The following is a 21,602-nucleotide window of genomic DNA, read 5'->3' as shown; positions in this document are numbered from 1 at the left end:
ATGAGGGTTTTACTGGCACCGATGGAGGGCGTGCTGGATTCACTGGTGCGCCAGCTGTTATCGGAAGTAAACGACTACGATCTCTGCATCACTGAGTTTTTGCGCGTGGTCGATCAACTGCTGCCGGTAAAATCTTTCTACCGTCTCTGCCCCGAACTGCATAACGCCAGCCGCACGCCTTCCGGCACGCGGGTGCGTATGCAGCTGCTGGGGCAGCATCCCGAATGGTTAGCCGAAAACGCCGCACGTGCGGTGGAACTGGGCTCATGGGGTGTGGATCTCAACTGTGGTTGTCCTTCTAAACTGGTCAACGGCAGCGGAGGCGGCGCAACTCTTCTTAAAGATCCCGATCTGATCTATCGCGGCGCGAAAGCGATGCGTGAAGCGGTGCCTGCAGATTTGCCGGTGACGGTGAAAGTGCGGCTCGGCTGGGACTCCAGCGCCCGCAGTCTGGAGATTGCCGATGCGGTGCAACAGGCCGGTGCCAGCGAGCTGGTGGTGCATGGGCGGACCAAAGAAGAGGGCTATCGCGCAGAGGCGATCAACTGGCAGGCGATTGGCGACATTCGTCAGCGGCTGCGCATTCCGGTGATTGCTAATGGCGAAATCTGGGACTGGCAAAGCGCGCAACACTGTATGGCGGTAACCGGCTGCGATGCGTTGATGATTGGCCGTGGCGCACTGAACATCCCCAACCTGAGCCGGGTAGTGAAATATAACGAACCACCGATGGCCTGGCCTGATGTGGTGCGGTTATTACAGAAATACAGCCGGCTGGAAAAGCAGGGCGATACCGGCCTCTATCACGTGGCGCGTATCAAACAGTGGCTCGGTTATCTGCGCAAAGCCTATGGCGAAGCCGATGGCTTATTCAGCGAAATCCGTGCGTTAAAATCGTCGGGCGACATTGCACAGGCGATTGATCGTCACGCACATGTTCATGGTTTGTGATAAAAAATCAGGCGACCCCTTAGCGGCCTGACGGTATAGTGGGAAAAATTTCCTGGACCCCTTGCCTGCTATGTCTGACTCCGCTGTGTTGAGCAACAGCCAGCTCAACAAACGAATCCTCTCTGTTATTATCTTCACTTTCTTCTGCTATCTCTCTGTCGGACTGCCGCTGGCCGTGCTGCCAGGCTTCGTCAAAAATCATCTTGGCTTCAGCTCCTTTATCGCCGGACTGATTATCAGCATTCAATATTTTGCGACGCTGCTCAGCCGTCCGCAGTCGGGCCGTCTGGCCGATCGCCTTGGACCAAAGCGGGTGGTGATGCTGGGACTGCTCTGCTGCGGCATGAGCGGGGTGCTGACTATCGTGGCCGCACTGCTGAGCGGCTGGCCGTGGCTGAGTCTGGCGCTGCTGGCCATCGGGCGGCTGTTTCTCGGCGTAGGTGAAAGCTTCAGCAGCACCGGCTCAACCCTGTGGGGCATGAACATCGTTGGGCCAATGCAGACCGCGCGCGTGATCTCCTGGAACGGTGTTGCGACCTATCTGGCAATGGCCGTCGGTGCACCGCTGGGCGTGCTGCTGAACAGTGAATTTGGTATGAGTGGATTTGCCGGGCTGATTGCGCTGATGGGCGTGGCGGGCTATCTGATGGCCAGCCGCAAACCGGCGGTGACGGTCAGTGTAGGCGAGCGCATTCCGTTTCACCGCGTCTTCTCCCGCGTCTGGCTCTATGGCCTGGCGCTGGGCTTCGGCACCATCGGTTTTGGCGTTATCGCTACCTTTATCACCCTCTATTTTGCCAGCCGCGACTGGCAGGGCGCGGCCTATGCGCTGACGCTGTTCAGCCTGGGGTTTGTGCTGGTGCGTCTGGGATTTGGTCGCTTTATTACCCGTTTCGGCGGGCTGCGCGTGTCGCTCTTCTCTTTCCTGCTGGAGTGCCTGGGACTGCTGATTATCTGGCAGGCGGACAGCGCCTGGCTGGTAGGGGCGGGCGCATTCCTCACCGGCAGCGGATTTTCGCTGGTCTTTCCGGCGCTGGGCGTTGAGGCGGTTAAACGGGTTGAGCGCCAGGATCAGGGCTCTGCGCTGGGCACCTATTCCGCTTTTCTCGATCTGGGCCTGGGCTTAACCGGCCCGGTGGCGGGATTGCTTATCGGACACTGGGGGATGCAGTCAGTCTATCTGGCGGCGGCGTTGATGGTGCTGGGAGCGCTGCTGATTACCCTGCGGCTTTACTGGCAGCAGCGGCTTATCGCCTGAATGACGATAAGCCGCAGACCGTTAAAAATGGCTGAACGCCCAGTAGAGCAGGGCAGAGAGCAGAATAGATACCGGCAGCGTTAAAATCCAGGCGACGGCCAGGTTACGCAGCGTCGAGAGCTGCAAGCCGGAACGGTTCGCCGCCATAGTGCCCGCTACGCCGGATGAGAGCACGTGAGTGGTAGAAACCGGTAAACCGAAACCGTCTGCCGCGCCAATGGTCATCATCGCCACCAGTTCGGCGCTGGCGCCCTGGGCATAGCTCAGATGGGTTTTACCGATCCGTTCTCCCACGGTGACCACAATCCGGCGCCAGCCGACCATGGTGCCCAGTCCCAGCGCAATCGCCACCACCACTTTCACCCACATCGGAATAAAGCGGGTGGCGCTGTCGAGTTCCGTTTTCACTGCCTTAAGGTTGCGTTCCGTCTCCTGCGGCAGTCTGACCTCGGCGCCCTGCAGATGCTTGATCGATTCTGACGCCAGATACATCTGGTTGCGGGTATTGGTCACCGCCTGAGCTGGAATGTTTTCCATTGAACCGTAACGACGAATCTCATCGCCGACTTCGCGCAGCGTCATCGCCAGCGCGGGCAGCACGTCGGCATTCATGCTATTGCTGCCAACAAAGCCGGTCAGTACCTCACGGGCCGGTGGAGGATTGGCTGAGGCGGGTTGCAGCTGCAGCAGCTGATGGGCGGTCACTTCGTTCAGCGCCGCGACGCGCGGGATCTGATCGGGTGGCAGCGATCGATTCAGGGCGTAGGCGATCGGCATGGTGCCCACCAGGATCAGCATAATCAGCCCCATCCCTTTCTGACCATCGTTAGAGCCGTGCGCAAACGACACGCCGGTACAGGTCAGGATCAGCAGGCCGCGGATCCAGACCGGTGGCGGCTGATTGCTTTCCGGCGCCTGATAAAGCTGGCGATTGCGGATAAACAGTTTCATCACCCACAGCAGCAGCCCGGCGCAGACAAAGCCGACCACTGGCGACAGCAGCAGTGCATAGCCGACCTTCAATGCCTGATCCCAGTCAACCCCGCTCAGACCGCTGCGTCCGTGCAGCATCGCATTGGCAACGCCGACGCCGATGATTGAGCCGATCAGCGTATGGGACGACGACGACGGCAGCCCTAAATACCAGGTGCCCAGGTTCCAGATAATCGCTGAGAAGAGCAGCGCATAGACCATGGCAAACCCGCTGCCGCTGCTGGCCTGCAGGATCAACTCCACCGGCAGCAGTGAGATAATGCCAAACGCCACCACGCCGCTGGAGAGCAGCACACCCAGAAAATTACAGAAACCGGACCAGACCACCGCGATGCCGGGCGTCAGCGAATGGGTGTAGATCACGGTCGCCACGGCATTGGCGGTATCGTGAAAGCCATTCACAAACTCAAAGCCGAGCGCAATCAGCAATGCCAGCCCCAGCAGAAAGAACGGCAGATAGCTGGTGACCGGCATATTGGTCTCTTCAACATCGCTGACCAGATTGAGGCCAGCGAACGCCAGTCCGGCAACCAGCAGAATAAAGAACAGCGGTTTACTGAAACGGCTATTTTTGCCGTTGAAATCGGGGCGACCTCGGGCTGATGAGGAGGAGAGACTGTTTTCGCTCATGGTGTACCTCTGGTGGCTGATGCCGGCTGCTGATTTGCACCGGGTCAACGCAGTGTGATACGCGCTTTATATGACAGATTAATGATCGTCGGACGGGGCATTCTGAGCGGAGTGCGCGGGAAAACGCGGAAACGCAGGCAATAAAAAAGCCAGCGACAGGCGCTGGCTTCTGAAAGCAGGGCGGCAATTACGAGCTGGTATTGGCCGCGGCTGCAGGGGCTGCTGGTGTTACCGGAGCGGCCGGTGCGGCTGGCTCAGTGGCCGGCTGCTGTGGCTGCGCGGCATCACTGTTTGCACCCTGAGAGGTGACCGGCGTCATTGGCTCTTCCTGTGGCACAGCCTGCGGGTTTTCCGGCATCGGAACTGGCGCAGTCTGGATGTTGTTCTCCACGCCGTTCACTTTTACTGGCATACCGGTACGGCCCTGAATCGCGCCATTAACCTGATCCTGATTGACGCTGGCATCAACCAGAACTTTGCTCACAGCCTGATTCAGCGTAATCGGCACCAGCTCACGCGAGTTGAACTGCTCTTCGGTGGTCGACAGCGGGTTATGCACTTCTACATAACGTGAACCGTCTGGCTCCACGGTCGCTTTTACCGGCTGATCAACGAACTGTACGCGCGTACCGACCGGCACGTTCTGATACAGCCATTTGATATCGTCAGCGCGCAGACGCACACAACCATGGCTCACGCGCAGGCCGATACCGAAGTTGGCGTTGGTGCCGTGAATCGCATAGAGACGACCGATATAGAGCGCATACAGGCCCATCGGGTTATCCGGGCCTGGCGGGAAGACCGCTGGCAGGGTTTCACCGCGTGCCGCGTAATCCGCATGCATGCCTTTGGTTGGCGTCCAGGTCGGGCCATCTTTTTTACGTTCTACCGCTGTGGTCCAGTTAATCGGGGTATCTTTACCCAGTTCACCGATACCAATAGGCAACACCACCACGGTTTTGCTGCCTTTCGGATAGTAGTAAAGACGCATCTCCGCGCTGTTAATCACAATGCCTTCACGCGGTGCGTCTGGCAGGATCAGCTGCTGTGGGATGATCATTTTGCTGCCAGCCTTAGGCAGATAAACGTCAACGCCCGGATTGGCTTCCAGCATATTGCTGAGGCCCATCTGGTACTGCGCCGCAAAAGCTTCCAGCGGCAGTTTGCTGTCTTCAGGGACAGTAATTTCGATATTTTCGCCGATCAGACGGCTGTTGGCCGGCGGTAACGGGTAAACCACAGCAAAGGCTGACTGGCTGAAGGCCGCCAGAGCCAGTGCGATTGAAGCGAAAGCGCGAATGATTTTCATATTTTACAATTCTTTATCGCCATATTTCAGGCTGTTCAGTGTGTCGAATTCATGCTGGCCAATGTGACCTGCTGCGCATTATATGTTCATTAATCTGACGTTGTGAATCGGGATTTTAACCTGCCTGCAATACTTTACGTAAATTCACCGCGGATGTTAGCGCATTTCCGTAAAGCAGGGCGCTAAAAATGGGGCTTTCCGGGGTTATCCCTGACTAAGGTTGCCACTGCGTTTGTTCGCCGCTGAGTTTGCGGTTCAGGAAAAAGGCGGCACTGATTAACGCCAGATGGGTCAGCGCCTGCGGCGTGTTGCCCAGCGCATGGCCGTGGCTGTCAAACTCCTCCGCGTAGAGGCCCAGTGGATTGGCGTAGCTCAGCAACTTTTCAAATTCAAAATGCGCTTCCTGAATCCGGCCCGCGCGCGCCAGACACTCGACATACCAGAAGGAGCAGGCTCCGAACGACCCTTCTGAGCCTTTCAGGCCATCGGCGGGCGTCTCATGCGTATTGTAACGGCGCACCATACCGTCGCTGACCAGATTGGTTTTGATCGCATCCAGCGTGGCAATCCAGTCCGGGTCGGTGGCTCCCACAAAACGCACCAGCGGCATCAGCAGCATTGAGGCGTCGAGATATTCGCCATGACGGGTCGAAGAGAAGTGACCCTTCTCATTGTTCCAGAAGTTAGCCCAGATATCTTCGCGGATCTCCCGGCGCGCCCGATCCCAGCGTTCATAAGGCATCGGCAGCGATCGCTTCATGCCCAGACGCAGCGCGCGATCCATCGCCACCCAGCACATCAGACGCGAGTGCAGGAAATGTTCCGGTTCACCGCGCATCTCCCAGATACCGGCATCGGGCTGATCCCAGCTCTCACACAGCCAGTCGATCATTTTGACGACATGTTCCCAGCCGCGCTGGGAGATCGCCTCACCATATTTATTGGCCAGATAGACCGCATCCATCAGCTCGCCATAGATGTCGAGCTGGGTCTGCTGCCAGGCGTCATTGCCGATGCGCACCGGACGGGAGTCGGCATAGCCGGAGAGATTCAGCAGCTCCATCTCGTGCAGTTCGGTGCCGCTGTCCAGCCGGTACATGACCTGCAGGCGCATCTCATCATGATGGCTGTTTTCAACGCAGCGACCAACCCAGTGGGTAAAGTGTTTGGCTTCATCGATATAGCCCAGCCGCATCAGGGCATACATGCTGAACGAGGCGTCACGGATCCAGGAGGCGCGATAGTCCCAGTTGCGTTCACCGCCCAGCTCTTCGGGCAGGCCAAAGGTCGCTGCCGCCGCAATAGAGCCGTGCTGATGTGAGGTCAGCAGTTTGAGGACCAGCGCCGAACGCTGCACCATTTCGCGCCAGCGTCCCTGATAGTTACTGTGGGCGCTCCAGCGTCGCCAGTAGTTCAGCGTCTCTTCAAAGCAGTGTTCGGTGGTCAGCGCTTCGATATGCGCATCATCCACGCTGCCAAATTCAAACTGCGCATGTTCACCGGGTTGTAACGTGAAGAGGGCGGTAGCACTTTCATCTTCCAGCGTCATCACCACGCTGGCGGCGAGACGCAGCGACGGCTGGCCTTCGGCATGAAAATCGATACAGCCGTTGTGCGCCTCTGCGCGGGTCTGCGCCCGGGCGTAGTCGTGACGCGGTGAACAGCGCAGGCTAAAGGTCGCGCTGCCGCGTACCATTTTGACCCGCCGGATCAGACGCGGCAGCTTGTCCTTGTCATCACAAATCGGCATGTAGTCGGTGATCTCCGCTACGCCTTCATCATCCAGCCAGCGGGTCTGCAGGATGTTGGTATCGGGCAGGTAGAGCTGCTGACGTCGCGCATTGGGCCAGTCAGGGGCCAGGGAGAAAAGCCCGGCATCATCGCTGTCGAGCAGGGCGGCAAAGACCGACGGGCTGTCGAGTTCCGGCCAGCAGAGATAATCAATGGTGCCATCATTCGCGACCAGTGCGCAGGTGCGCAAATCTCCGATCACGCCATGGTCTTCAATCTTACGTTTTACCTTACTCATCCTCATCTCCCTGTCAGTGTCCATCCTAACTATAGCTGAGCCATCTGATGCGGCTTCGTTTGGGCACAGATGGTTAACGTACGGTTGAATGAGGCAGGGAAGGGGTGAGGGCGGGTGAAACATGGGAAATCGCCAGCAGGGTCGCCTGGCGCTGCTCAGCGTCGGCGACCCTTACCACCGGTCAGCTCACTCTCATAGCGGGTGGCGTCTGCTGGCGAATCCGTGGTTCATTTATTCCTGATCGGCACGACGATTGTGCCAGCGGCGGATCACCCAGCGCAGCGCAAAAGCGAATACCACTGCGCCGACCAGCCACAGCAGATGCTTCAGATGCTGGTCGAGTTTATGCAGCCATGGCGCGATGATGCCGCCCGCGAAATAACCCAGGGTGACAAAGATCAGCGCCCAGATGACCGCCCCGATGACGTTAAGAATAAAAAATTTCATCGGATTGAGGCGGCTGGCCCCGATGATGATTGGGCCAATCAGTCGAAAGCCATACATAAAGCGCACGCCAATCACAAACAGGCTGGGACGGCGTTTAATCAGGCGGTTCGCCTTGACCACTTTATCCTGATGCTTTTTAAAGCGGCGCAGGATCTGTGTGCCCCAGCGGCGACCGACCCAGTAGAGCAGTTGATCGCCGACAATACCGCCACCCATTGCGGCCAGCACCACTCCCACGTAATGCAGCAGCCCCTCATGCGCGGCGACGCCGCCCAGCAACGTAAATGTTTCCCCCTCGGCGATACAGCCAATAAAAAGTGCCAGATAACCGTACTGCGTAATTAATGCGTTGATATCCAGATGCAAAATGACCCTCCCTGTTCAGTGACTGTTTCTTCCAGTCTATACGCGATTTGGCTTCGCTTCCGCCCGTGCCTCATGGGTCCGTTTATTTATGCTGTTTTTTTGTCCGATCACCACGAAAGTTTCGCTGCCGTTTATACTTGAGAGGACGCTGCCCCCAAAGACGGATGCATCATCGGGCGGCCCACTGCATCAGAGGAGTGAATCTATGAATCATGTCTGGGGTCTGCTGGCGCATCCGAATCAGGAAATGCGTCATATCAAGCAAGAGAATGAGAGCGTATCGCACCATTACACCCACCATGTTCTGCTGATGGCGGCGATTCCGGTGATCTGCGCCTTTATCGGCACAACTCAGCTGGGCTGGAATCTGGGCGAGGGGCAATATGTGCAACTCAACCTGTTGACCGGGATTGGGCTTGGCATTCTGTTCTATCTGATTATTCTGGGTGGCGTCGCGGTAATGGGACGCGTGATTCACTGGATGGCACGTGATTATCCGCAGCGCCCCGGCGTACAGCGCTGTACGGTGTTTGCGGGCTATGTGGCCACGCCGCTGTTTCTCAGCGGGCTGGTGGCGCTCTATCCGCTGGTCTGGCTCTGCGTGCTGGCGGGCGCCCTGGCGCTGCTCTACACCGGCTATCTGCTCTATATCGGTATTCCACTGTTTTTGAATATCGACCGCGAAGAGAGTCTGCGCTTTTCCGGTTCAACGCTGGCCATCGGCGTGCTGGTATTTGAAGTGTTACTGGCATTAACCGTGGTGCTGTGGGGATATGGACCGCATCTGTTCTGACCGACCGCTGCCGCCGCTCTGGCGGCAGTTCTCTTTTTACGCCCGGAAACACTCTCACCAGGAAATTTCTTAACCTTACGGGTATGATATCGCCGCCAGCCCGCGCTCCGACCTCACTGAAGCGGGCGGCCTGTGTCGGTCTGACACAGTACATATTCATAACCGGGTTTTTTCTACGATGCCTGCAAAAATTCGTTCTACCCTGCTTTCGCTGGCGCTGCTCGTTTCAGGGCAGATTGTTTCACTGCCGGCGCAGGCGACGACGTCGCTGTCGCAACTGGCGCCGATTGCTCAGCCGCAGATCGCCTCTGGCAGTGCGATGATTGTCGATCTCACGACTAATAAAGTGCTGTTTTCCAGCCACCCTGATCGGGTCAGGCCCATTGCCTCCATCACCAAGCTGATGACTGCTATGGTGGTGCTGGATGCGCATCTGCCGATGAACGAGATGATAACCGTCGATGTCAGCCAGACGCCGGAAATGCGGGGTGTATTCTCACGCGTTAAGCTCAACAGCCAGATCAGCCGCCGGAATATGCTGCTGCTGGCGCTGATGTCCTCGGAAAACCGCGCCGCCGCCAGCCTGGCTCATGCTTATCCGGGCGGCTATAACGCCTTTATCCGGGCGATGAACGCGAAAGCGCGGTCACTGGGCATGAAACAGACCCGCTATGTGGAGCCAACCGGCCTGTCGACGCAAAACGTCTCCAGCGCCCAGGATCTGGTTAAATTACTCAAAGCGACGCGGGAATATCCGCTGCTTGGCGCGCTCAGCACCACTAAAGAGGAGACGGCGGTGTTCGCCCATCCGAGCTATGCGCTGCCGTTCCGCAACACCAACCATCTGGTCTATAAAGATGACTGGCACATTCAGCTGACTAAAACCGGCTACACCGATGAGGCGGGCCACTGCCTGGTGATGCGCACCATGATTAATAATCGTCCGGTGGCGCTGGTGGTGCTGGATGCCTTTGGCAAATATACCCACTTCGCCGACGCTAACCGTCTGCGCAGCTGGATTGAGACCGGTAAAGCGGCGCCGGTGCCGGCTGCCGCACTGGCCTATAAAAAGCAGAAGTCGGGCCAGGTTGCCAGTAATGGGGCCAGCAGCGCCGACGTTGAGTAGAATATAGCCGGTGTTGCGCGCTGCGGACACTGGCATTACCTGCAGGCTGAGCGGGTATCCGGGATGATGCAGGCAGAGGCGTACAGCGATTTTCACGCCTCTGTCTGCACCGAATTAGCCCGAAAAATGCCCGTTATTCCTATATTGCCATCCCTTGCAAAGCCCTACACTACGCGCGACTGGCGAGGGACGATCGCCTGATTTAAGCTGCCGGAATCTTACTCATATGTTTAAGCTACGATCCTTTTTTGCATTGTTAATGCTGGCGCTGGTGGCGTTTGCCCCGGCGCTGACGCTGGCCGCGGATGATAAGGCCACTGCTGCTCAGGAACAGGATGCGCCGCCGAAGCTGAATGCTGCGGTTGAACTGCCGAAAATGCAGAAGATCCTCGATAAAATCAAAAGTCAGGTCTCCGTTGATGCTGGCGAAAACAAGCTGACTCAGCTGAATGAAATGGCGCTTGAGCTCTCAGGCAGTGCCGACACGCTGGGCCAGGCGCTGCTCCCCGATCGCCAGCAACTGGACGCCCAGTTGCAGGTTCTGGGGCCGGCACCTAAAGCCGACAGCGGCGTAAAAGAGACGTCGGAAGTGACGCGCAAGCGTAACGCGCTGGAGAGTCAGAAAAGCAAACTCGACGACCAGATCAAACAGGCCGAAGGCATTAAAAATGGCGCGCTGATGCTCTCCTCGCAGATTGTTAACCTGCGCCGCGATCAGCTGAAAAGCCAGCTGGCGCTGAACTCCGGCACCATTCTGGGGCCGCGCTTCTGGTCACCACTGCTCAATAGTCAGGATCTGGATGGCGAGAAAATCGGTGAATTCCTGCAGGAGTTGCAGGACACTGCGGCACTCTCATGGGAGCCGGGCTGGCGCGTGGGCAGTGTTTTCTGGCTGCTGGCTGCCATGCTGGTAATGACGGCTGGCCGTCGTTACAGCGAAGAGTTTCTGGCCTGGATCAGCATTCACAAACTGCCGGAAGGGAAGCTGCGCCGCAGTTTCCTGGCGGCAGCGATAGCCCTGACCACCCTTGTGGCTGTCGTCCTCACCTTTAACTTCATCGCCCTGGCCTTTACCCGCCGTGATGAGGTTTCTGAAAACGTTCAGGACTTTGTGGATCAACTGGTTCGGCTCAGTGTCTTTTGTGGCCTGATTGCCGGACTGGGACGCGCTTTCCTCTCTACCCGTCGCCCCAGCTGGCGTTTACCGACCATCTCCAATGAAGTGGCGATGGCGTTAAAACCGTTTCCACCGATTACCGCCGTGCTGGTCTTTATCTTCCAGACGGTCGAAGCGTTTAACTACAGCGTCGGCACCAGCCTGAATACCACCATTTTTGCCAACGGGCTGACGGCACTGCTGATTGGTACTACCGCGCTGGCGATCAGCATGCGCACCAACCGGGTTCGTCGCCGTATGACCCAGGCGGGCACACCACCAGAGGCTCGCTCTACGCTGGTCGGACTGATCCAGATGGGCCTGACGCTGACCGGCATCGCCATTCTGGTGTCGCTGCTCATCGGTTACGTCACGCTGGCGCGGTTCCTGAGTTATGAAGTGATCTGGTGCGGCCTGCTGTTTGGTTCGTTCTACTTCCTCAGTCATCTGCTCAACGATGGCTGTGAGAGCCTGTTCTCGACCAGTAACGCAACCGGTCGCCGTATTCAGAGTTCGCTTAACATCAATGAGCGTCATCTGCAGCAAACGGCTACGTTGCTGACGGCCATCGGTAAAACCTTCCTGGTGCTGGTTGTGGCGCTGGCGCTGGTCAACGGGACCTTTGCCTCTTCAACGCCGATTGAGCTGCTGCAAAAAGTGATTGAGTTCTGGGGCGGTAAAGGGCTTGAATCCCTGAATATCGTCCCGGCGCATATGGTGAATGCGATTATCTGCCTGATCGTCGGCATCTATGTGCTGCGAACGGTGCGCCGCTGGCTCGACACTGATTTTCTGCCGAAAACCACCATGGATGTGGGCATGCGGGTGTCGCTGGTGACGCTGTTCAGCAACATCGGTTATGTACTGGTCATCCTGCTGACGTTGTCGATCATGGGTCTGCAGTGGAATAAGCTGGCCTGGATCGTCAGTGCCTTGTCGGTAGGTATCGGTTTTGGCTTACAGGAGATTGTGAAGAATTTTATCTCGGGGCTGATTCTGTTGACCGAGCGGCCAGTGAAGGTTGGCGATCTGGTGAGCATCAGCGGTATCGAAGGGGATATCCGCCGGATTAACGTGCGCGCCACCGAGATCCAGCTGGGCGATAAATCCACGGTGATTGTGCCGAACTCGCAGTTTATCTCGCAGAACGTGCGAAATGCCACCATGGGTAATGCGCAGGGGGTGGTCACGATTACGCTGACGTTCCCGCTCGACATCGATCCGGCGAAAGTGCGCGATATCCTGCTGGAGGTCTACAACGAAAATGAACGCATTCTGGAGACGCCAGAGCCATCCGTTTCGTTTAAAGATCTGACTCAGCAGGGAATTATACTGAGCGTCACCGGTAACGTGGCGGGTCAGCGCCAGATCGCAGGGGCGAAGAGCGATCTGCTGTTCGATATTCTGACGCGTCTGCGTAAAGAGGGCATTCTGCTCTCCACACCGCAAACCATGATTATCGAGCGCCGTCAGCAGATGGCGGGAGCGGAGCCGGTACCCGAAGAGAAGCTGGTTTAGGTGTGAAAGGGCCGACTTCTGTCTAATGCTGATCAGTTAAGATCAGATTTGTAAAGGCTGCCACGGTCAAACGTGGCAGCTTTTTTTCTGGGCGAGCGAGCAGCAGCGGCGCTCAGGCCTTCACTATCGTGCCCTTTTTAACAATACACACTGAAGTTTCAGAGCAGGCTGGGGCCGGGCAGGGGCAGGTAATCCGCAGCGCTGAACAGAATGAGTCTGCCAGGAGAGCCCGCAGGACGCGGGCGAAAGGCGGGGCGGCACAGGATGTGCCATCCCCGGCGGTCCGTCAGGCAGGCGAATGAAGTGAAGGAACCGCGCAGCGGCGCGAGGACCGCCAGCCCCTGCCCGGCACCAGACGGCGTTATCCCCTGTCGCTTAACTGACTGCCATTAGACTTCTGTCGGCCTTTTTCATATTCAAACGCTGGCTTCTCAGCCCGTTCACACTTCGCTTTCTACAGGGATTTAACGCGCTACAGGGATTCAACGCGGCTGGTGCGCTGCCCATCACGGCTCACCGAGCGAATTGCCACCGCACCGCTGACCTGCGGCGGTCTGGTGGCATCGTAGCGCTGCCAGTTTGTGCCCTTGTCCAGGCTGTACTCCAGCATAACGCCCGGTAGGGCCACATTCATCGACAGGATGCCATCAACGATCCTGGCTCCCGGCACCGGCAGGCGATAATCGATGCCCGCCTTATCCAGCTTCGCCAGTTCCCGCTGTCCCAGCAGATTGGCAAATCGCTGCCAGTCATTCAGACGCGCCTGCTGATCGACCAGATGGGTTTTACCCCCCGCATACTCCTGACCCGCCTTGTAATCCTGCTCCCAGCTGGCGCGGTGCCAGCTTCGTTCTGCTACCGCAAACAGGCGAGGATAGATCATGTGCTCCATTTGTGCGTCAGTGCGCACCGTTTCGCTCCATAGCTGGGCCGAAATGCCGTAAGCACCGCTCCAGAGCTTTTCTGATTTGGCGCTGAAAAAGTTGCCATCGCGATCCACCGAAGTTTCAGCATTCTGCGGCAGGTTGTCCGGCGCGAAGCCAAAGATTTTGCGCTCGTCGTTGAAGCGCGTGCCCCAGTAATAGCCGCGCTCCAGCGGGTTAACTTCATACGGAAAATCCAGATAGAGATAATCGGGGCTGGAGATCACCACGTCGTAACCTTTCTGTGACCAGTCGCTGGCTGTGTCAAAACCGCCCCAGTAGAGGGTGTCCCAGAAGTTGACCGCGACGCGCGGTGTGGCAAAGGCTGCTGAATCTTTGGCATGTTTTAAACCATCCTGCCAGGCCTGCATTTTGCCAATACCGTGTCGGTTAACGATGTCACTGACGGTCAGGGCAAAGTAGCTCGGCAGGTGCGCCAGATCGTCCACTTGGCCGCTCTTCACCAGCGCCTGACAAACCTGCGATTTCGCCCACGGCAGATCTTCTTTACTCCAGTCGCGCAGACCGGTGCCCGGTTTAGGGTCGCGTTTATCCGAGTAGCCAGCACCCAGCCGGATATTCTTCGCTTCGTCACCGCCAAAATGCCAGACGTCGAGCGGCTGTCCCGCTTCCCGGTGCATCGCCTGAACTTCACCGATCACTTTATCGACAAACCGCTGTGAACCCGCAATGCAGGGATTGAGATAGCTGGTGCGATCATAGAGCTGCACCGAGGTGGTATTGGAGTCGTCGGTGGGATCGATCAGGCGATACGCAATGGCCTGTTCAGATTGTCCCTCCTTCATCAGCCGCTGATAGCGCGCTTCCATGGCGATGACGGCGGCACGGGCATGGGCGGGCATATCGATTTCCGGGATCACCTGGATGTGACGGGCCTGCGCATACTTCACAATCTCGATGTAGTCGGCACGACTGAAATAGCCGCTGCCGTTGTTATCGCTGAACGGACCGGAACCGAGCTGCGGCAGCAGGCAGCGCTGTTCGCTCAGGTCATGGCAGCGCTTAGCCCCCACGTCAGTCAATTCCGGTAAGCCGGGAATCTCAATCCGCCAGCCCTCATCGTCACTGAGGTGAAAGTGGAAGCGGTTCATCTTCCAGGCCGCCATCTGATCAAGCAGCCGCATCACTGCCTGCTTAGTGTGAAAGTTGCGGGCAACGTCAAGAAACGCGCCGCGATAGGCAAAGCGTGGCGCATCATGGGCTTCCAGCGTGGCAATACGCGGCGCGCCTTCGGTGGGTATCAGCGAGAGAATCGACATCAGACCGTAGAACGCACCGGCAGCATCGTAGCCCACCACAATGGCGCGGCGGGGAGTGATATCCAGATCGTATGCGCCTGGTTTAGCCTGTTTGCCGCTGAAGTGACCCGGTTTGATCTGCGTCCTGATGGCAAATCCATCAGGATCTTCTTTCAGACCAAGCAGGGCCAGACGCTGCTTCACCGCCTCACCGGTTTCACGGGTCAGCCCGGTCAGAGACAGACTGACGCCACGGCTGAGATCGGCATCCTGCGGACGCAGTTTCACCTCAAGCGGCGTGGGTGTGATTTGACCGCGCAGCGCGGAAGCGGGCAGGGTGGCAACATCGCTGTTTTTATCAAACCGACTGGCGGGTTGCATCAGGATATTCCGGTCATCGGCACTGCGACGCCAGTTATCCCCCAACGGCAACACAAACTGGCTGGGATCTTCATGATCGGTGCTGGCAATAATTTTGGGGGTGGCCTGCCCGGACGTCACATACCAGCGCGGCATCACATCCGTGGCAAACAGCTGCCAGTATTCGTTAACGATCGGAATCTGCACCGATTCGCCCGCGCCAATGCCGGTGAACCTCTCAGTCGGCTCCAGCCGGGTCAGGTCGCCGACCAGATGGGTCATTTTGAACTGTTCGTTATCGACCCGCAGCGTCTGGTGGACGTTGCTCATGTAGATTGCCCAGTGTTTGTCGGTCAGGGCTGGGCCGTTATTGGTCAGGGTAATGGTGGCGCGATTGCAGGCGGCATAGTCGGCACCCAGCGCAGCGCAGTCGGTGCCATGCAGGGCGGCCTGATTATCGTTCACCTGATAAGTGACGCCAAACTGGCTGATCTGATTCACCACCTGCTGCGCTGACGAGCTGGCGTGGCCTGTGGCTGCAGCGCCCAGCAGAGTGAGCGCGATAAGGCTTAACTTAAACATATTGATTCATCCTTGCTGCTGAAGAAATATCCGGGAGTCTGCAGGGCGTCAGAACAGCGTAAACGGCACGATAACCATAAATTTGATGTCCTTCTCGTCCTGAAAAATGTTGCCGTAACCGCCGCTGTAACTGGGCAGATTGCTGTGGTTGTCGTAGCGGGTGTAATGCAGTTTAAACAGGGTATCTTTGGCGCGGCCCTGCTGGATTTGATAGATCAGATCAAGGTTCCAGGCGGACTCTTTCAGCCGCTGGCTCTGGTCAACGGTGAGCAGCGTGGCGGGTCTGGCATCCCAGCCCCAGACGTACGATGCGCCCACTTTCCATCCCGCCAGTTGCCACGGCGTTAAGTCGAGCATCGCCCCGGCAAAGATCGCTTTTTCGCCATTGGCGTTCCAGTCGGAACGGGCATCCCACCAGATATCCAGTCGGCCATTGGAACTGGCGTAGCCTGGCGTCATGCGCTGCAGGAAGAAGCCCTGATTCCCCTCTGCTTTGACCCAGCTGCCTTCCAGGCGCAGATCAACCGGGCCGACGGTATAGCCGACCGTGATCGCCTGTAACCAGGCCAGGCCGTCATAGACATCACGCGGATTAGCGGCACCATCCGATACTTTGTCGTGTGCGCCGTAAAACTGATAGCTGGTGTAGAGTGCATTGCCGCCAGGCGTGGCTGACCACGAGGCTTTGGCAAAATATTGATCCATATAATCCGCCGCCTGGCCAAATGCGCCCTCAAGCACCAGGTTATTTTTGAAGTCATATTTCATACCGAACGAATGCAGGTAGCTGACAGATGTTTTGCCATCAGCCTGGCGAAAATTATATAAATCACGATACCAGGGCGCTTTATATTTGTCGCTCCACATCCAGGAGAGCGATAATGTACCAGCCTGCTGGAAATCATACAGCGCACCGACTTCGATGCCGCGATAAGTTCCGGGTAAAAAACTCCAGTGTGGCGCAATAATTGTCTGGCCGGTTGGCTGAATATAACCGGCACGCAACCAGTAATCGTTATATTTTAATTTCAGTGCGGCTTTATAAACAGAAGCACCGCCGCTGTCGCCATTCCACTTTTCATCCCAGCGGGTACGCGCCTTACTGAAGCCAATTTCATTGGGTGCGGCGGGGCCGCTGTTGGAAAGCTCAGCAGCACCGAAAATCGCGAGGTCCAGACCAATCCACTCTCCGGCATAGCCTGACTGATAGTCGAGATTACTGTTGAGCGAGGCATGATGTAAATTAGCCCGATACTGCCCCTGATATTCACTGGCGGGATCGGTGTCTCTGCGATCTCGCTGACGCTGCCAGTAAAAAACATTACCTTTAAGCGATGAGTCCTCAATAAATCCGCTGGCGTAAGCCGGTGATGAACTTATTGCAGTTAACTCTATTAATACGGTGGCTATTTCAACTAACGCTAACGCGTAATTAATTTTTCGCATGATCATTCCTCCCTGAATGAAAGCCAAATGCTTACTTACATCATTATTTTTGTGGTGATAATATATTTTTCGCGACGCGAATTATCAATTAGTAGCAGGATGTTTTGTGAGGTATTGCACAGAACCAAAGATAGAAAATAAAGAAAGTGCAATATGTTAATGAAAATTGATTTTTGATAAAGATGTTAGGTATTAGCAGGGCCGCTGCAACGGGAAGTCGGGGGGCGAACGGGCCTCCCGGTTGTTTGACAATCAGCCTGCTCAGATAAGCAGGCTGACCGATAAGGCGATTAAACCTGCTTAACCGCCCATCCCTTTTGCTTACTGGTTTTGCCAATCCCAGGATTGAAGCTGTTGGTGGGATCGAGCTGGCGATAGAACGCCGCCAGCTGCGGTTTGGCCTGATAAAGATGTCCGACGTTATGTTCAGCGGGATATTCCGCGCCCCGCGCCTGAAGAATCTCCAGCATATGCGCTTTGAGCGCATGCACATCGACACCTTTTCTGACGATGTAATCCTGATGAAACACATGACAGAAGAAGTGACCATAGTAGAGACGATGGCTCAGCGAGGCACGGATCTCATCGGGCAGGGTTTCGAACCAGTCCGCGTCGTTACGACGCAGGGCGATATCCAGCGCCAGAATATCTTCGACCTCATCAGAATGCACCGCGTGGTAGCGCACCGCCGCACCCGCCGCTGCGAAGCGATGCAGAAAGGCGTGCGCACCTTCTTTGCCTTCACACTCGAAGAATTCGCCACCGCCTTCACGGAAGTAGTCGCGCAGATAGTTACGCGCTTCCGCCACGCCGTCGCCAGACATCTTCAGCATCAGATGGTGTTCATATTTGTCGCGATACTGCTTCATGCGTTTCGGCAGATGCGCCGGGAACAGTCTACTCAGGCGCTGCAACAGGCGATCGCTGAAGTGCGGTTTAACGAAAGAGAGTTTGCTCAGCCAGGCATCAACCCGCCCCTTGAGCGTGAAAAACAGCGGCATCTTGTCGGTGCCCAGCTTGTCGATCATCAGGAAGGTATCTTTGCCGTAGACTTCCGCAATGTCATAGATGTCGCGGTGCATATATTCGCCCGCCACCGGCAGATGGGTGAAATGCGCCAGCATGTGACGGCGGATATCGCTGAGAACGCCGGGCTCGTTGGTGCCGATGTAAAACACCTGCTGCTGCGGTTCGCTGGCGAAGGTATCGAGTCGCACCGCGAAGACCGCCAGTTTTCCGGCACAACCGGAGGCTTCAAACAGGCGACGCGCATCGGCGTTATAACGAGCGGGCGTATCCGCATCTACTTCACGAACCCGGTCGGCATATTCATGATCGGAGGCGTGACGGCCATCGTGCTGCACATCTTTGGGCTGCCAGCGGTCGTCATCCAGTCGCCCCAGAATCTCTTCCGGTGACGTCCCAAGATCGATACCGAGATGGTTCACCAGCTTCAGTTTTCCCTGCGCATCAATCTGGGCAAACAGCGCCATTTCACTGTAGGCCGGGCCGCGCTTGATCAGCGATCCGCCGGAGTTATTACAGATGCCGCCCAGCACCGAGGCACCAATACAGGAGGAGCCAATCACCGAGTGGGGTTCACGCCCCAGCGGCTTCAGCGCTTTTTCCAGCTGGTAGAGTGTGCTGCCCGGGAACGCCAGCACCTGCTGGCCTTCGTCGATCAGCTGAAGCTTGTCCAGCCGCAGGGTGCTGACAATCACCAGCGGACGATCGTAATCGTCGCCATGTGGCGTCGAGCCCTCGGTCAGGCCGGTATTCGCTGCCTGCATCAGGATAATGACATCGGCATTCACCAGCGTTTGCAGTACCCGCCAGAGCTCCAGCAGCGTACCGGGAAACGCCACCGCCAGCGCCTCGCCTTCGCCGGAGCGAAAGCCTTTGCGATAGCGCGCGGTCTGTTCAGGTTCAGTCAGCAGATGGGTGGGGCCGACCAGGCGGCGCAGGTCAGAAAGCAGGGCAGAGGTTTGTATCATGATCAATTCCCTTGTCTTATCAGTGCGTCCTAACTGTAGCACGTCAACTCACCTCAACGCAGTGTGACAGCGGCAGCTACCTGCTATTCTCATCTTGTGGCACACTGCCGCCTGTTAATTCGATATTGCGCAGTTACTTAAGAGAACCCAACCTGATGAAATGGATTTACTCTGTTAGTCTCGCTGTCTCCCTCGCGATGCAACCGGCATTGGCTGAGACAGTGCCAGGTAACCACCCGATGACCGAACAGGCGCGGGATGCCTTCGTTAATCAACTGCTTAAAAAAATGACGCTGGACGAGAAGATCGGCCAGCTGCGTTTAATCAGCGTCGGACCTGATAATCCGAAAGAAGTGATTCGTGACATGATTCAGAAGAGTCAGGTTGGCGCGATTTTTAATACCGTAACCCGTCAGGATATCCGCGCGATGCAGGATCAGGCGATGCAGCTCAGCCGCCTGAAGATCCCGCTGTTTTTCGCCTACGACGTTATTCATGGTCAGCGCACCATTTTCCCGATTCCTTTGGCGCTGGCGTCGAGCTGGGATCTGGATGCGGTGAAAGAGGTGGGGCGCGTCTCTGCCTATGAAGCGGCCGACGATGGCCTGAACATGACCTGGGCGCCAATGGTGGATGTCAGCCGTGAACCGCGCTGGGGCCGTGGCTCTGAAGGTTTCGGTGAGGATACGTATCTCACCAGCGAAATGGGTCGCAGCATGGTGCAGTCGATGCAGGGCAAAAGTGCTGCCGATCGCTACAGCGTGATGACCAGCGTGAAGCATTTCGCGCTCTACGGCGCAGTTGAAGGCGGACGCGATTACAACACCGTGGACATGAGCCCGCAGCGCATGTTCCAGGACTATCTGCCGCCCTATAAAGCTTCACTGGATGCCGGCAGCGGCGGCGTGATGGTGGCGCTGAACTCGATCAATGGCGTACCCGCCACGGCGGACAGCTGGTTGCTGAAAGATCTGCTGCGCGATAAGTGGAAGTTCAAAGGCATCACCATCAGCGACCATGGCGCAATCAAAGAGCTGATCAAGCATGGCGTCGCCAGCGATCCGCAGGAAGCGGTGCGCATCGCCCTGAAGTCGGGTGTCGATATGAGCATGAGCGACGAATATTACAGCAAGTATCTGCCCGCTCTGGTGAAGAGCGGCGACGTCACCATGGCGGAGATTGACGATGCGGCGCGCCATGTGCTCAACGTCAAATATGACATGGGCCTGTTTAACGATCCCTACAGCCATTTAGGTCCGAAAGAGAGCGATCCGCAGGACACCAATGCGGAAAGCCGTCTGCATCGGGCTGAAGCGCGCGACGTCGCGCGTAAGAGCATCGTGTTGCTGAAAAACCGCCTGGAAACGCTGCCGCTGAAAAAATCGGGCACCATTGCCCTGATTGGTCCGCTGGCAGACAGCCAGCGCGACATTATGGGCAGCTGGTCCGCCGCTGGCGTGGCGAAGCAATCTGTTTCGCTGCTGCAGGGCATGCGCAATGCCACCGAAGGCAAGGCTACGCTGCTCTATGAGAAGGGCGCTAACGTCACCGACAACAAAGGGATTCAGGACTTCCTGAACCTCTATGAGCAGGCGGTTTCCGTGGATACGCGTTCACCGCAGCAGTTGATTGATGACGCGGTCGCCAAAGCGAAGCAGGCCGATGTGGTGGTTGCCGCCGTGGGCGAAGCGCAGGGTATGGCGCACGAAGCCTCCAGCCGCAGCGACCTGGTGATCCCGCCGAGCCAGCAGAAGCTGTTAGCAGCACTGAAAGCCACCGGTAAGCCGTTGGTGATTGTGCTGATGAACGGACGCCCGCTGTCAGTGGTGAATGAAGATCGGATGGCCGATGCGATGCTGGAAACCTGGTTCAGCGGCACCGAAGGCGGCAACGCCATCGCCGATGTGCTGTTCGGCGACTACAACCCGTCGGGCAAACTGCCGGTTTCCTTCCCGCGTTCAGTGGGTCAGATTCCGATCTATTACAACCATCTGCCAACCGGTCGTCCTTACAACTTTGCTAAGCCGAACAAGTACACGTCGCACTACTACGACGCGGCTAACGGTCCGCTCTATCCGTTTGGTTACGGCCTGAGCTATACCACTTTCACCGTGTCGCCGGTAAAAATGTCCTCACCGACCATGCCGCGTAACGGCAGCATTGAAGCCAGCGTGACCGTGACCAACAGCGGTAAACGCGACGGCGCGACGGTGGTGCAGATGTACCTCAACGATCCGGTCGCTTCCATCAGCCGTCCGGTGCAGGAGCTGCGTGGCTTAAAGCGCATCATGCTGAAAGCGGGCGAGTCGCAAACCGTGACCTTTAAAATCGACGTGGATGCACTGAAGTTCTGGAACCAGCAGATGCAGCATGTTGCAGAGCCCGGCAAATTCAACGTGATGATTGGACTCGATTCCGTTCGTACCGAGGATGGGCAGTTCAACTATTTATAACCGTCAGCC

13 protein-coding genes are annotated in these 21,602 nt (G+C 57.0%); 6 read left to right on the top strand and 7 right to left on the bottom strand.

Translation table 11 applies throughout. The features are described from left to right. On the top strand, nt 1-951 hold the full coding sequence (dusC, locus tag NR195_RS11485) for a tRNA dihydrouridine(16) synthase DusC (protein WP_250488676.1): 951 nt from the start codon (nt 1-3) through the stop codon (nt 949-951). A 70-nt stretch (nt 952-1,021) separates the two neighbouring features. Next, entirely contained in the window at nt 1,022-2,209 is a 1,188-nt protein-coding gene (locus NR195_RS11480) for an MFS transporter (RefSeq protein WP_010260279.1), read from the top strand. Nucleotides 2,210-2,230: 21 nt separating this feature from the next. On the opposite strand, the gene NR195_RS11475 is transcribed toward NR195_RS11480, so the two are convergent. The 4 genes from NR195_RS11475 to NR195_RS11460 all read right to left on the bottom strand — a co-directional run bounded on the left by NR195_RS11475 (nt 2,231) and on the right by NR195_RS11460 (nt 7,983). Beyond that, entirely contained in the window at nt 2,231-3,832 is a 1,602-nt protein-coding gene (locus NR195_RS11475; RefSeq protein ID WP_256844536.1) for an inorganic phosphate transporter, read from the bottom strand. A gap of 187 nt (nt 3,833-4,019) precedes the next feature. Next, complete coding sequence (locus NR195_RS11470) at nt 4,020-5,141, bottom strand: L,D-transpeptidase family protein (RefSeq protein ID WP_010260287.1); 1,122 nt, start codon at nt 5,139-5,141, stop codon at nt 4,020-4,022. A 214-nt stretch (nt 5,142-5,355) separates the two neighbouring features. After that, nucleotides 5,356-7,170 (bottom strand): glycoside hydrolase family 15 protein, encoded by a 1,815-nt coding sequence (locus NR195_RS11465; protein ID WP_256844535.1) that lies wholly within the window; start codon nt 7,168-7,170, stop codon nt 5,356-5,358. Between the two features lie 231 nt (nt 7,171-7,401). Further along, nucleotides 7,402-7,983: a DedA family protein gene (locus tag NR195_RS11460; RefSeq protein ID WP_033771195.1), complete on the bottom strand. Its 582-nt coding sequence runs from the start codon at nt 7,981-7,983 to the stop codon at nt 7,402-7,404. A gap of 205 nt (nt 7,984-8,188) precedes the next feature. Between NR195_RS11460 and NR195_RS11455 the strand changes: the two genes are divergently transcribed. From NR195_RS11455 to NR195_RS11445, 3 genes are all read left to right on the top strand, one after another. Beyond that, entirely contained in the window at nt 8,189-8,776 is a 588-nt protein-coding gene (locus tag NR195_RS11455; RefSeq protein ID WP_010260296.1) for a Yip1 family protein, read from the top strand. A 178-nt stretch (nt 8,777-8,954) separates the two neighbouring features. After that, the gene (pbpG, locus tag NR195_RS11450) at nt 8,955-9,902 is read left to right on the top strand and encodes a D-alanyl-D-alanine endopeptidase (protein WP_010669685.1); all 948 of its coding nucleotides are present in this window, start codon (nt 8,955-8,957) and stop codon (nt 9,900-9,902) included. A 226-nt stretch (nt 9,903-10,128) separates the two neighbouring features. Continuing rightward, the gene (locus NR195_RS11445; RefSeq protein WP_060679796.1) at nt 10,129-12,576 is read left to right on the top strand and encodes a DUF3772 domain-containing protein; all 2,448 of its coding nucleotides are present in this window, start codon (nt 10,129-10,131) and stop codon (nt 12,574-12,576) included. A 472-nt stretch (nt 12,577-13,048) separates the two neighbouring features. Here the strand turns inward: NR195_RS11445 and NR195_RS11440 are convergent, their stop codons facing one another. The 3 genes from NR195_RS11440 to dld form a co-directional block, all read right to left on the bottom strand. Then, nucleotides 13,049-15,700, bottom strand: a complete 2,652-nt coding sequence (locus tag NR195_RS11440) for a beta-N-acetylhexosaminidase (RefSeq protein WP_256844534.1) — start codon at nt 15,698-15,700, stop codon at nt 13,049-13,051. Nucleotides 15,701-15,748: 48 nt separating this feature from the next. Beyond that, entirely contained in the window at nt 15,749-17,146 is a 1,398-nt protein-coding gene (locus tag NR195_RS11435; protein ID WP_163640581.1) for an OprD family outer membrane porin, read from the bottom strand. 290 nt (nt 17,147-17,436) lie between these two features. Continuing rightward, nucleotides 17,437-19,140: a D-lactate dehydrogenase gene (gene dld, locus NR195_RS11430; protein ID WP_256844533.1), complete on the bottom strand. Its 1,704-nt coding sequence runs from the start codon at nt 19,138-19,140 to the stop codon at nt 17,437-17,439. 155 nt (nt 19,141-19,295) lie between these two features. Between dld and bglX the strand changes: the two genes are divergently transcribed. Beyond that, nucleotides 19,296-21,593 (top strand): beta-glucosidase BglX, encoded by a 2,298-nt coding sequence (gene bglX / locus NR195_RS11425; RefSeq protein ID WP_256844532.1) that lies wholly within the window; start codon nt 19,296-19,298, stop codon nt 21,591-21,593. Nucleotides 21,594-21,602 lie beyond the last annotated feature (9 nt).

The sequence above is a fragment of the Pantoea sp. Ft-CA_14 genome (genome assembly GCF_024520875.1).
GTDB classification, from domain to species: Bacteria; Pseudomonadota; Gammaproteobacteria; order Enterobacterales; family Enterobacteriaceae; genus Pantoea; species Pantoea agglomerans.
The sequence above is the reverse complement of the archived record's forward strand: the minus strand, read 5'-3'. Positions and strand labels throughout refer to the sequence as shown.

Excerpts from the sequence above, each read along its gene's own strand:
- NR195_RS11440 (WP_256844534.1), bottom strand. The coding sequence starts at position 15,700 with ATGTTTAAGTTAAGCCTTATCGCGCTCACTCTGCTGGGCGCTGCAGCC.
- dld (WP_256844533.1), bottom strand. The coding sequence starts at position 19,140 with ATGATACAAACCTCTGCCCTGCTTTCTGACCTGCGCCGCCTGGTCGGC.
- NR195_RS11475 (WP_256844536.1), bottom strand. The coding sequence starts at position 3,832 with ATGAGCGAAAACAGTCTCTCCTCCTCATCAGCCCGAGGTCGCCCCGAT.
- bglX (WP_256844532.1), top strand. The coding sequence starts at position 19,296 with ATGAAATGGATTTACTCTGTTAGTCTCGCTGTCTCCCTCGCGATGCAA.
- NR195_RS11455 (WP_010260296.1), top strand. The coding sequence starts at position 8,189 with ATGAATCATGTCTGGGGTCTGCTGGCGCATCCGAATCAGGAAATGCGT.
- NR195_RS11445 (WP_060679796.1), top strand. The coding sequence starts at position 10,129 with ATGTTTAAGCTACGATCCTTTTTTGCATTGTTAATGCTGGCGCTGGTG.
- NR195_RS11465 (WP_256844535.1), bottom strand. The coding sequence starts at position 7,170 with ATGAGTAAGGTAAAACGTAAGATTGAAGACCATGGCGTGATCGGAGAT.
- NR195_RS11435 (WP_163640581.1), bottom strand. The coding sequence starts at position 17,146 with ATGCGAAAAATTAATTACGCGTTAGCGTTAGTTGAAATAGCCACCGTA.
- pbpG (WP_010669685.1), top strand. The coding sequence starts at position 8,955 with ATGCCTGCAAAAATTCGTTCTACCCTGCTTTCGCTGGCGCTGCTCGTT.
- dusC (WP_250488676.1), top strand. The coding sequence starts at position 1 with ATGAGGGTTTTACTGGCACCGATGGAGGGCGTGCTGGATTCACTGGTG.
- NR195_RS11480 (WP_010260279.1), top strand. The coding sequence starts at position 1,022 with ATGTCTGACTCCGCTGTGTTGAGCAACAGCCAGCTCAACAAACGAATC.
- NR195_RS11470 (WP_010260287.1), bottom strand. The coding sequence starts at position 5,141 with ATGAAAATCATTCGCGCTTTCGCTTCAATCGCACTGGCTCTGGCGGCC.